This is a genomic window from Alterinioella sp. (genome assembly GCF_058343375.1).
Window position 1 is genome coordinate 32,650 of sequence record NZ_JBTUJH010000056.1, and the last position, 12,186, is coordinate 44,835.

Genomic DNA, 12,186 nt, shown 5'->3' on the forward strand with positions numbered 1-12,186 from the left:
ACTCCCATTCAGTTGTCAAAGTCAATCATACCGATGACAGATAAGCCCGGGTTTGATCTCGGTCAAGGCCCGCGTGGGCCCGGGCGCGCTAAGATCGCCATGACGCCAGAAACCGACAGGAGGCCCCGATGGTCGATCTCGAAACCCGCCGCGCCCAACTGACCCGCCGCCTTGTCGCGCTGGACCGCCAGTTGCACGGCATCGAGGATGAGCTTGAAAGCCATAACAATCGCGATTGGGAAGATCTGGCCGTGGAACGCGAGGGCGACGAGGTGCTTGAGGGTCTGGGCAACAAGGGCCAGGCCGAAATCCGCCAGATCAAATCCGCGCTGGCGCGCATGGATGCCGGTGAATACGGGTTCTGTGGCACCTGTGGCGGAAAAATTTCCGAAGACCGGCTTGATGTCCTGCCGTTCACGCCGTTCTGTCGGAAATGCGCTCCCTGACGGGAAAGGGAGGGCAGCCTTTTGCTGGGGCTTTCAAGGCTGCCATTGCAAGTGACCAGAGGCCGGGCGCAACAGAGCGGCCGGCCTCTGGCTCCACCAGGACCGCCCCGATAACCCGGGGCCGCAATCAGGATGAAATGATGCCGAAAACACCCGAGGAACTTCAGCAAGACAAGGCCCGCGCCGAACCCGAGGCACCCAGGGCCGACGCGCCCCGGCCACAGCCGCGCTGGAAGGATGACACCAAGCTCGATGATGATGAGGATGAGCTGTTCAACGACATCCCCGTCTGACGCCTATCCGTTCAGGATCTCGGCCACACGCGGCGCGAAATAGGTCAGCACCCCGTCGCAACCGGCGCGGCGAAAACAGGTCAGGCTTTCCAGCATCACCCTTTCGCCATCGATCCAGCCATTGGCGCTGGCCGCCTGGATCATCGCGTATTCACCGCTGACCTGATAGGCGAAGGTCGGCGCGCCAAAGGCGTCTTTCACCTCGCGGCAGATATCGAGATAGGGCAGCCCCGGCTTGACCATGACCATATCGGCCCCCTCGCTCAGGTCGCGTTCGACACAGCGCAGCGCCTCGCGGCGGTTGGCGGGGTCGATCTGATAGGTTTTCTTGTCGCCCGTCAGCGCGCCCGACGCCCCGACAGCATCGCGAAACGGGCCGTAACAGGCGCTGGCGAATTTGGCGGCATAGCTCAGGATCGCCACATTCTGGTGGCCCTCGGCCTCCAACGCCGCCCGCATCGCGCCGATGCGGCCATCCATCATGTCGCTCGGGCCCAGAATATCAGCGCCCGCGCGCGCCTGCGCCAACGCCATCCTGACCAGCGCGTCCACAGTTTCGTCATTCACGATGATGCCATCGCGCACGATCCCGTCATGGCCATTGGCATTATAGGGGTCCAGCGCGATATCGGTCATCACCGCCAGATCGGGCACCGCCTGTTTGACCGCCGCAATGGCGCGGTTGGCGATATTGTCGGCATCCCAGGCCAGCTCGCAGCTCTCGGTCCGCTCGGACATGCCGGTATAGGGGAAGATGCAGATCGCCGGGATGCCAAGCCCATGGGCATGTTTCGCCGCCGCCACCAGCCGGTCCACCGACAGCCGGTTGACGCCGGGCATCGAGGCCACAGGCTCAATGACATCGTGACCCTCGCGCACGAAAACCGGCCAGATCAGATCATGGACCGACAAGGCGTTTTCGCGCACCAGATCGCGGATCGCCGCGCCCGCGCGGATGCGGCGAAACCGGGTCAGCGGGTAGGGGGCCTGATTTCGACGCATGGCGGGCCAACCTTTCAAAGCAAAAACTGTTGCAAATGGGGTGGCATGTTCGCAGGCTTTTCTCAAGGGCTGGAAACCCGCGGCGCGCGCGACTAATGTGCGAAAAAATCGCTGGCAGCAGGGGCAGAGCGACCTTGAACTTTCTTGAACTCGCAACCGAAGTGATCGACCTCAGGTCGTTTTCGAACCTGTGGTACTGGATCGCGCTGGCCGCGATGTGGTCGACCGCCAGCCACTGGGTTGTCGGCGTGCCGTTTGATATGGTGACGCGGGCCCGGCGCGGGCATGAACGCTCGATCCATGACATGCGGGTGCTGGCCGAGGTCAATGTCAGCCGCATCCTGACAATTATCGAGGTTTCGGGGCTCTGGATCGTGGGTTTCGGGGCGTTTCTCATCACCGGGCTTGGCGTTCTGGGCTGGGGCTACGGCGTCGAGTTTGGCCAGGCCGTGTTCCTGCTGGCCTTTCCGATGTCGCTGGTTGCCATCCTGACCGCCTATACCGCCCATCGCCTGCGCGATACCGGGTTTGAAGATCTCGGCCGCCGCCTGCGAAACCATCGCATGATGGTGCAGGGGATCGGTGTCATCTCGATCTTCATCACCGCCTTCTGGGGCATGTGGACCAATTTGAACTACGGCGCTCTTGGGCTTTAACTTCGCTGGACAAATATCTGATGAATAAAGATAAACACGTCCTGATGGGCGGCGTGCCCGAAGGCTTTGACGCCACCCGTGTGCTGGCTGAACTTGGCAGCGGGTCGCCGGTCATCCACATCGCGCGCGATGATAAACGCATGGCGGCGATGGCCACGGCGCTGTCGGTATTTGACCCTTCCGTGCCGGTGCTGCGCTTTCCCGGATGGGATTGCCTGCCCTATGATCGGGTCTCGCCCAATGCCGATATTTCGGCCGCGCGGATGGCGACCCTGGCCGCTTTGGCGGCGGGGTTGAGCGGGCCGTTCATCGTGCTGACAACGCTGAACGCCGCCACCCAATATGTGCCGCCGCGCGACCTGTTGCGCGGCGCGTCCTTTCTGGCCGAGGTTGATCAGCGCATCGATGAAGCAGGGCTGCGCAGGTTCCTTGTGCGCATGGGCTATGCGCAATCGCCCACCGTGATGGAACCTGGCGATTACGCCATTCGCGGCGGCATTATCGACGTCTGGCCGCCGGGCGAATCTGCGCCGGTTCGGCTGGATCTTTTTGGCGATATGCTGGATGGCGCGCGCCGGTTTGACCCGGCCACGCAACGCACCACTGAACAGCTTCGCCGGGTGGAGCTGGCCCCGGTGTCCGAGATCATTCTCGATGACGCCGCCATTGCCCGGTTCCGGCAGAATTACCGGGTCGAATTTGGCGCGGGCGGCAGCGATGATCCGCTTTATGAAGCCGTCAGCGCCGGGCGCAAACATCAGGGTGTGGAACATTGGCTGCCGTTTTTTCATGAACGGTTGGAGACGCTGTTCGACTACCTGCCCGAGGCCAGTATCACGCTGGATGATCACAGCCTGCCGCAGCGGCTGGCACGATGGGAAACCATTGAAGATCAGTATGATACGAGACGAACCGCATTAACGCAGAAGGGTCGGCTCGATTCCGTCTACAAGCCGTGCCCGCCGGGGTTGCTCTACCTTGATGAGGCCGCATGGGACGGCGCGATTGCCGGGCACCGGGTGGTTCGGTTTTCCGCCCTGCCGCAGGCCTCCGGCCCCGGCGTGGTGGATGCGGGGGGCCGTATCGGGCGCAGCTTCGCGCCGGAACGTCTGCAGGAAAATATCGGGCTGTTCGAGGCTCTGGCCGACCATATCCGCACCGAGCGGGAGACCCGCGCGGTGGTGATTGCGTCCTGGTCGCAGGGCGCGCGCGAACGGTTGCAGGGTCTGCTGGAAGACCAGAAAGTGACGGATGCGTCACAAATAAATGACATGAGTGTCACTTTTTCGCCGGGCAGCCTCAGCCTGGTGGTCTGGCCGCTGGAGCAGGGCTTTACCGGTGCCGGGCTTACGGTGATCTCGGAACAAGACGTGTTGGGCGACCGTCTGATCCGGCCAAAACGGCGCATGAAGCGGGCTGAAAACTACCTGACCGAGGCCCAAAGCCTCAGCCCCGGTGACCTGATCGTGCATGTCGATCACGGTGTCGGGCGCTACAAGGGGCTTGAAACGCTGACCGCGATGGGCGCGCCGCATGAATGTATTGCACTGGAATATGCCGGTGGCGATCGTCTGTTCCTTCCTGTTGAAAACATTGAACTTCTTAGCCGATATGGCCATGAAGAAGGGCTGCTGGACCGGCTTGGCGGTGGGGCCTGGCAGGCCAGGAAGGCCAAGCTCAAGGAACGCATTCGCCAGATCGCCGACAAGCTGATCCGCATTGCCGCCGAACGCGAATTGCGCCACGCGCCGGTGCTTGAGCCGCCAGGCGACATGTGGGAGGCTTTTGCGGCGCGCTTTCCCTATGAGGAAACCGACGATCAACTGTCGGCAATCGCCGATGTGATGGATGATCTGGCCCGCGGCCGCCCGATGGATCGCCTGATTGTCGGCGATGTCGGATTCGGCAAGACCGAGGTCGCGATGCGCGCCGGTTTTGTCGCCGCCATCGCCGGGATGCAGGTCGCGATCATTGCGCCCACCACATTGCTGGCGCGCCAGCACGCCCAGACATTCGCCGAGAGATTTCGCGGGTTTCCTGTTAATATCAGACAGTTATCGCGCTTTGTTCCAGCAAGACAAGCCAGCGATACCCGCAAAGGTCTGGCCGATGGCAGTGTCGATATCTGTATCGGAACCCATGCGCTTTTGGCCAAGGGCATCCGGTTTGCCAATCTCGGGCTGTTGATCATTGACGAGGAACAGCGCTTTGGCGTGACGCATAAGGAACGGCTGAAGGAGATGCGCTCGGATGTGCATGTTCTGACATTGTCGGCGACGCCGATTCCGCGCACGTTGCAGATGTCGCTGTCGGGGGTGCGCGACCTGTCGATCATCGGCACGCCGCCGGTCGACCGGCTGGCGATCCGGTCCTATGTCAGCGAATTTGACGCCGTCACCATCCGCGAGGCGCTGCTGCGCGAACATTATCGCGGCGGGCAGAGCTTTTACGTCATGCCGCGGATCGAGGATCTGCCCGAGATCGAGGCCTTCATGCGCGATCAGGTGCCGGAGGTTACTTATGTCGTGGCCCATGGCCAGATGGCGGCGGGTGAATTGGACGACCGCATGAACGCCTTTTATGACGGTAAATATGACGTGCTGCTGGCCACCACGATCATTGAGAGCGGCATTGATATTCCGACCGCCAACACGATGGTGATCCACCGCGCCGATATGTATGGGCTGGCGCAGCTTTACCAGATCAGGGGGCGGGTCGGTCGTTCAAAAACAAGGGCTTACGCATATCTGACGACGAAGCCGCGCAAGAAACTGACACCTGCGGCCGAAAAACGTCTGCGGGTTCTGGGCAGTCTCGACAGTCTGGGGGCAGGGTTCACCATCGCCAGCCAGGATCTCGATATTCGCGGGGCCGGAAATATCGTCGGCGAGGAGCAATCGGGCCATGTCCGCGAGGTCGGGTTCGAACTGTATCAATCCATGCTGGAGGAAGCGATTGCCAAGATCCGGTCCGGCGATATGGAGGGGCTGACCGATGATGATGGTGCCTGGGCCCCGCAGATCAATCTGGGCGTGCCGGTGCTGATACCCGCGCCTTATGTGCCTGATCTGGATGTGCGGCTTGGTCTCTATCGTCGCCTCAGCCAACTGGCCACCAAGGTGGAGCTGGAAGGCTTTGCCGCCGAACTGATCGACCGCTTTGGCAAGCTGCCGCGCGAGGTCAATACGCTGCTGCTGGTGGTGCGGATCAAGGCGATGTGCAAACGGGCCGGAATTGCCCGGCTGGATGCGGGTCCGCGCGGCGCGACCATTCAGTTTCACAATGATAAGTTCAGCAATCCCAAAGGCCTGGTCGACTTTGTTCATGCGCAGAACGGGTTGGCCAAACTGCGCGACAACAAGATTATTCTGCGCCGTGACTGGAAATCCGAGGCCGACAAGATCAAGGGGGCCTTTGCCATTGCCCGCGATCTGGCCGAGAAGGTCGTGCGAAAAACCTAGAGCACTTCCCAGATAACCTGCCCCCCCTGACGCTGCCTGAAATCAAAGATTTCAACGCGGTCCAAGCGATGCACCCTGTCCCAGGCTATTCCCAGATGTGTCTTAGCGCCCCTCGCGCGGCAATTTGCGCGCGATCGCATAGGCGATGATGCAGCAGAGGGTGACGGCCCCCACCAGCGGCACCGGCGTGCCGTTGAAGAAAAGCCCGATCACCGCCCCCAGAGAGGCCCCGAAAAGGGTTGAGATCGCGCCCATTACCGAAGATGCCATGCCCGCGATATGGCCCATCGGCTCCAGCGCCAGCGCGTTCAGATTGCCAAGCGTGAAACTGGTGGCGGCAAACATCGCGGCGGTCCAGATCAGGAAGATCCAGAAACTGCTGGCACCGGGCAGGATATCACTGAGAAAGATGATCAGGGCCAGCGCCGACAGGATGAACTGCACCCCCAAAGCGGCGCGGATCAGCGGCCGCATGCCAAGCCGGACCACAAGGCTTGCGTTGATCAAAGGCGGCAGGGCGGAGCTGAGGGCAATGGCGCCAAACCAGAGCGGGAAACTGTCGCCGCGGCCATAGGTGATGTCAAAGACCGGTTGCACCGAGCTGAGCGTGCCGAACAGCATGGCAAAGATCAGCACCTGGATCAGCGTCGACATCAGCAATTGGGGGTGACGTATCGCCTCGATGAAGGCGGCCTTGAGGCTTGCGGTATTCAGCGCGCGACGGGCGGGGGCGGGCAGGGTTTCGGGTTGCCTGAGCGCCAGCCAGCCGATGGAAATAACGGAGAAAATCAGGAAGGCCAGAAAGATCGCGCGCCAGCCAAACGCCGCAATGATGCCCGCGCCGATCAAGGGCGCAATGGCGGGAAAGGCCATGAAGACCAGCATGGCGAATGACACGACACGCGCCATTTGGCGGCCCGCATAGAGATCGCGCACCATGGCCAGCGACACGATGCGCGGCCCGGCCGCGCCCAGGCCTTGCAGCACGCGCGCGGCCAGGATCAGCTCGAGGCTTGGCGCGAAATAGGCCAGGATCGCGCCCAGGACATACAGCCCCGCACCCAGAAAAATGATCCGGCGCCGGCCGAACGCGTCGGATAGTGGCCCGGCCACCAACGTGCCCGCCCCCATGCCAAGGATGAAGGAGGTCAGGATAAGCTGCGCGTTGTTTGGCGCCTCGGGGCTGAGCTCGGCTGCGATCTCGGGCAGGGCGGGCAGCATCGCATCAATCGAAAAGGCGATGGTGGCGAACATCACCCCCATCAGGGCGATGAATTCGCCCTGGCTCAGGCGTTTTGGTGCCGGGGCGGTGGTCTCGGTCATGTCTGCGCCTTATCCTGCCCGGCGATCTCGGCGATTACCTTGGCCCATATGTCGGGCGGTTGCGCACCGGACAGAACATGTTGATCGGCAATGATAAAGCAGGGCACGCCGGTGACACCGCGCGCCCGCGCATGGGCATCGCGGGCGCGGATATCATCGCGGTCGGCATCACTGTCCAGCAGGCGTTCGGTCAGGGCGCGATCCAGGCCCACGGCCTGCGCAATATCGGCCAGCACCTCTGCATCGCCAATATCGCGGCCCTCCTGAAAATAGGCCCGAAACAGCGCTGCAACCATCGGCGTCTGGCAGCCTTCAAGCCCGGCCCAATGGATCAGGCGATGCGCGTCGAGCGTGTTGGGGGTGCGGGTGATGGCTTCGAAATTGATCTTGAGACCGGCGGCTTCGGCAGCTTCAACCACCGGCGCATAGGCGCGCACGGCCCCGTCCCTGCCGCCGAACTTGGCCTCCAGATAGGCGCGCCGGTCCATGCCTTTGGCGGGCATGTCGGGGTTGAGCTGAAACGGGTGCCATTCGACGCTGAAAGGATGGTCGCCGGCCGCCTCGAGCGCGGAATCCAGATGAGCCTTGCCGATGAAACACCAGGGGCAGATCGGATCGGAGAGGATATCGAGCTTGATCATGGCTGGTCTTTCAAAAGGGCGGCAATCGCCTTGCGGTTGAGCTTGCCGTTGGTGCCGCGCGGCAGCGCGTCAAGGCGCGCATAAAGCCTTGGTTGTTTGTAACCTGCAAGGCAGGTTTCTGCGTGCTGGCGCAGGGTGGGTTCTGCAATCGCGCTGCAATGGGCCAGCGCAATGATATGGGTATCGGGGCGGATCTCGAGGGAAATGGCGGCGCACTCGCCGGCAAGGGCGGCAAAGGCGCGCTCGATCTCGGCCGGAGAGACGCGAAAGCCGCCGGCGTTCAGCATGTCGTCATTGCGGCCATGGTAATGCAGCGCGCCCTCTGCATCACGATGCACCTGGTCGCCGGTGGCAAACCAGTCGCCCTGTAGCGGCAGGCGCGGCGTGGTGCCCTCCAGATAGCCAAGCATCAGGCCGGGATCGCTGCGGTGGATGGCCAGCGTTCCGGTCTGACCATCGGGCAGCGGTTGACCGGCCTCATCCAGCACCGCGATGCGGCGCCCGGATTGGGCGAAGCCGATCGTTTCAGGCGGGGCCGGGCGCGCCGGGCTGCCCGAGATGAAGGTGGAACATTCCGACAGGCCCAGGGCCTCATGGATGGTGGTTCCGGTGGCCTCGGCCCAGGCGGCGCGCAAGGGTTCTGGCAGTTTTTCCCCGGCCGAAAGCCCATAGCGCAGCTTGGGCATTTCGGGCAGGCGGGCGCGCAGCATCTGCCGGTAAATGCCCGGGGTGGCGGCGAAAATCGTGGCGTCATGGCATCTGAGAAGATCTGGCAGCGCCGTGGGCGGGGTGCCGGGGGCGGCAATCAGGGCGGTGGCCCCGATGGCCCAGGGATCAAGCAGCCCGGTGCCAAGGGTGAAGCTCCAGTTGAAGGCCCCGGCATGCAGCAAGCGGTCGGTGTCGCGCAGCCCATACCAGCCCGCCCACATCAGCCGCCGCGCCCAGACCGCGCGATGGGCATGGGCCACGGCGCGCGGGTGCCCTGATGTGCCGGAGGTGAAGATGAGATAGGCCAGCCGGTCCGGGTCGCCCATCGCGTAGGGTGCGGGCGGATGGGCGGCCAGAGCGGCGATATCGGTGATCACGTCGCAGGGGCAGGGATCGGGCAGGGCGATGCCATCCTCGGCCAGGACAAGGCGCGGCGCGATCCGGGCCGCCAGCGCGGTGATCTCGGGCGTGGTCAGCGCGGCCGATGTCGGCACCGGCACCAGCCCGACAGCGATGCAAGCCAGATACGCCACCGGAAATGCGGGCCGGTTGCCAAGGCGCAGCACCACGAGGTCGCCGGGTTTTGCGCCAGTGGCCAGCAAACCGCTGGCGGTGCGGCGCACGGTATCCTCAAGGCGGGCATAGCTCCAGCTTTCGACATGCGCGGGTGACAGCACCGCCAGCGCCACCTTGTCAGGCTGTCGGGCGGCGCGCGCCAGCACATATTGCGCCAGGTTGAAAGGGGCAGGGCAGGTCATTTCCGCCATCGCCTATGGCCGCAGCGCGCCGGTGGCAAGACCCCCGGCGCGGTTTGGGAGGAAATGCAGGATGGCGCGGAGCGGATCAACCCGCCCCCCGCTGCGGCATCTGGCTGCTGGATCAGGCGGAGCTTTGAGGGGCAGGCTGGCGGGATCCGATATCGGCGAGGGCACCCTGTAGCTGAGCACGATCATAATGTTCGAATGGCAGGCTCAAAAACGCCTGGGCGCGATCGGCCAGCCTGTCATAGGCCGCCTGAAAAGCGGCTTGCCAATCGGCTTCGGGGGCGGCGGCGGGGTCATCCACCCCCCAATGGGCGCGCACGGGTGCGCCCGGCCAGATTGGGCAGGTTTCACCGGCGGCTGAACCGCAGACGGTGATCACTGCCCCCATCCTCGGGGCGTCGGGCCCGGCAAATTCATCCCAGGATTTGGAACGCGCATTGCTGCTATCGAGGCCCAGATCCCTGAGCAGGCGCAGCGATTGCGGATGCACCTGGCCAATTGGCTGCGAGCCGGCGGACCAGGCCCGGACACGACCATTGCCGCGCGCGTTCAGGATCGCCTCCAGCAGGATAGAGCGGGCAGAGTTTCCGGTACACAGCACGAGAATGTTAAGCATGATTGCACCCCTTTGCGATGGTTTTGGCCAGGCAATAGGCGACAAGGATGAAAGACATGTAACAGAACCGCAATCAGGAGAACAATTCCACCAGATCGACGCTGCCTTCGCGCCCGATCCTGTCGCCATGCTGGCTGAGGAAGCTATCGCAGGCGCGTTCGCCGGCCTTGCGCAACTGATGCAGAACCTGCGGCACCGGCACCGATTTGGTGGCGACCGAAAGCTGCCCCATGAGCGCGTCATCGGAGATCATGTGGACATGGAGTTTTTTCATCGCGTCGGAGGCCACTGCGCCGTCGGCCAGGAGGCGTTGCACAAAGGAAACCGCGCGCAATTCGCGCAGGAGCGAGGCGTTGAAGCTGATCTCGTTGATCCGGTTCTGAATTTCACGGGCCGATTTTGGCAGCTCCTGGCGGTAAAGCGGGTTGATATTGACGATCACGACATCGGCCGGCAGATCGGGGGTGAAAAGCGGGTAAAGCGCCGGGTTGCCGGTATATCCGCCATCCCAATAGGCTTCGCTTTTGCCGGTGTCGGGGTCGTCGATCTCCACCGCCTGAAACAGCGTCGGCAGGCAGGCCGAGGCCAATATTGCCTGCACATTTATATCCGCGCCCTGAAAGACCCGGATCTTGCCGCTGCGCACATTGGTTGCACAGATATGGAAGGTCGGTCCGGCTTCGCCGCAGATGTAATCATAGTGGAACTTCCGCACCACGGATTCCAGCGGGTTGCGATAGAAAGGGCCATAGGCATAGGGGCTTATCGCACGGCTCATGGCATCCGAGACGGCAAAGGGCAGTGAGCCTTCGATCAGACGACTGATCACGGCGGGTGAAGTCGCATCCAGCCACCAGGAAAAACGCTCGTCGCGGATGGCCCCCATCTGTTCCCAGAGCCAGGCGAGGTTTTCAATCGCCAGATCGCGGCTGCCGCGAGCCAGCCCGGCCTTCAGCGCGGCCCCGTTGAGGGCGCCCGCCGAAGTGCCGGAAATCGCGGCTATTTCGATCGTCGGCTCTTTGAGCAACCGGTCGAGCACACCCCAGGTAAAGGCACCATGCGCGCCGCCGCCTTGCAGGGCCAGGTTAATGGGTTTGGAAGTCATGTCAGAGGCCTTGGCTGGTTGATGGGGCAGATGCCTCCGGCGGGGATATTTGGAGCACAAAGAAGCTGAAGGCGCGCGTTAACCTTAACGGCCTTCTTTGCGCCTGAAATATCCCCGCCGGAGGCATCTTTCTTTTTTGGTGCCCGGCTCAGGATTGTCGGACGGTGCAGGTTGTGAGCTGACAGCGCCTGGCTCTGGTGTGGTCACAAAGCCGTCCAGCCTCCATCGACGCTGATCGTGGTGCCGGTGATCTGGGCGGCGGCGTCCGAGCACAGGAACACCGCCGTTCCGCCCATCTGTTCGACGGTAGCAAATTCCTTCGATGGCTGGCGGGTCAGCATGACATTGCGGATCACCTCTTCGCGGCCCATGTCATATTCCCTCATCGTGTCGGGTATCTGCGCCTCGACCAGCGGGGTCAGCACATAGCCGGGACAGATCGCGTTGCAGGTTATGGGTTCTTCGGCCGTTTCCAGTGCGGTGGTCTTGCTGAGCCCGACAATACCATGTTTGGCCGCGATATAGGCCGATTTATAGGGCGAGGCGGTCAGCCCATGGGCTGAGGCGATGTTGATGATGCGGCCCCAACCGGCGGCCCGCATCAGGGGCAGGGCGGCGGCGGTGGTGTGAAAGGCCGAGCTGAGGTTGATGGCAATGATCGCATCCCATTTTTCGACCGGAAAGGCGTCGATCGGCGCGACATGCTGGATGCCGGCATTGTTGATCAGGATATCGCAGATCCCGGCCTGGGCGATCAGATCCCGGCATTCTTCGCCTTTGGACATGTCGGCCTTGATATAGCGCGCAGTGATCCCGAATTCATCGGCGATCCCGGCGGCCAGCGCGTGATCTTCGGTTCGGTCGGAAAAGGAGTTCAGCACGATATCGGCACCGGCGCGCGCCAATTCGCGCGCGATGCCAAGCCCGATGCCGGAATTGGACCCGGTGATGACGGCGGTTTTTCCGGCAAGAGAGGTCGTGATGGCCATGGCTGTCTGCTCCTGGGTGATGCGATTGCCAACAGCATATATGCTGCGCTCAGGCGATGCGCGAGGGGGGGGCGGTGCCGTAAGGGGAGGGAATGTCGCGCACCCCCCGATGATTCGCGCAATCGGGTCGGGCGCGGGTGCCGATCAGAGATTCGATTCGCGCGCCGGAGGAGGGCAACTGA

At 62.9% G+C, this 12,186-nt stretch carries 11 protein-coding genes; 4 read left to right on the forward strand and 7 right to left on the reverse strand.

The features are described from left to right. The first annotated feature begins 128 nt into the window (after positions 1 to 128). The gene (locus ACW8PS_RS08750; RefSeq protein WP_491526982.1) at positions 129 to 446 is read left to right on the forward strand and encodes a TraR/DksA family transcriptional regulator; all 318 of its coding nucleotides are present in this window, start codon (positions 129 to 131) and stop codon (positions 444 to 446) included. A 140-nt stretch (positions 447 to 586) separates the two neighbouring features. Further along, complete coding sequence (locus ACW8PS_RS08755; protein WP_491526983.1) at positions 587 to 739, forward strand: hypothetical protein; 153 nt, start codon at positions 587 to 589, stop codon at positions 737 to 739. Between the two features lie 3 nt (positions 740 to 742). On the opposite strand, the gene hemB is transcribed toward ACW8PS_RS08755, so the two are convergent. Continuing rightward, entirely contained in the window at positions 743 to 1,741 is a 999-nt protein-coding gene (gene hemB, locus ACW8PS_RS08760; protein ID WP_491526984.1) for a porphobilinogen synthase, read from the reverse strand. A 134-nt stretch (positions 1,742 to 1,875) separates the two neighbouring features. Here hemB and ACW8PS_RS08765 point away from each other — a divergent pair, with 134 nt between their 5' ends. Next, positions 1,876 to 2,397 (forward strand): component of SufBCD complex, encoded by a 522-nt coding sequence (locus ACW8PS_RS08765; protein ID WP_491526985.1) that lies wholly within the window; start codon positions 1,876 to 1,878, stop codon positions 2,395 to 2,397. Positions 2,398 to 2,417: 20 nt separating this feature from the next. Then, the gene (mfd, locus tag ACW8PS_RS08770) at positions 2,418 to 5,858 is read left to right on the forward strand and encodes a transcription-repair coupling factor (protein WP_491526986.1); all 3,441 of its coding nucleotides are present in this window, start codon (positions 2,418 to 2,420) and stop codon (positions 5,856 to 5,858) included. A 102-nt stretch (positions 5,859 to 5,960) separates the two neighbouring features. Here the strand turns inward: mfd and ACW8PS_RS08775 are convergent, their stop codons facing one another. The 6 genes from ACW8PS_RS08775 to ACW8PS_RS08800 form a co-directional block, all read right to left on the reverse strand. Next, positions 5,961 to 7,181 (reverse strand): multidrug effflux MFS transporter, encoded by a 1,221-nt coding sequence (locus tag ACW8PS_RS08775; protein WP_491526987.1) that lies wholly within the window; start codon positions 7,179 to 7,181, stop codon positions 5,961 to 5,963. After that, a complete protein-coding gene (locus ACW8PS_RS08780; protein ID WP_491526988.1) occupies positions 7,178 to 7,822 on the reverse strand; it encodes a DsbA family oxidoreductase in 645 nt (214 codons plus the stop codon). Before ACW8PS_RS08780 ends, ACW8PS_RS08775 begins: the two co-directional genes overlap by 4 nt. Continuing rightward, positions 7,819 to 9,288, reverse strand: a complete 1,470-nt coding sequence (locus ACW8PS_RS08785; RefSeq protein WP_491526989.1) for a class I adenylate-forming enzyme family protein — start codon at positions 9,286 to 9,288, stop codon at positions 7,819 to 7,821. The genes ACW8PS_RS08780 and ACW8PS_RS08785 overlap by 4 nt, the downstream gene beginning before the upstream one ends. Before the next feature lie 121 nt (positions 9,289 to 9,409). Further along, a complete protein-coding gene (locus tag ACW8PS_RS08790) occupies positions 9,410 to 9,910 on the reverse strand; it encodes an arsenate reductase ArsC (protein WP_491526990.1) in 501 nt (166 codons plus the stop codon). A gap of 73 nt (positions 9,911 to 9,983) precedes the next feature. Then, positions 9,984 to 11,015, reverse strand: a complete 1,032-nt coding sequence (locus ACW8PS_RS08795; RefSeq protein WP_491526991.1) for a patatin-like phospholipase family protein — start codon at positions 11,013 to 11,015, stop codon at positions 9,984 to 9,986. Positions 11,016 to 11,218: 203 nt separating this feature from the next. After that, positions 11,219 to 12,004, reverse strand: a complete 786-nt coding sequence (locus ACW8PS_RS08800; RefSeq protein WP_491526992.1) for a 3-hydroxybutyrate dehydrogenase — start codon at positions 12,002 to 12,004, stop codon at positions 11,219 to 11,221. Positions 12,005 to 12,186: the final 182 nt, after the last annotated feature.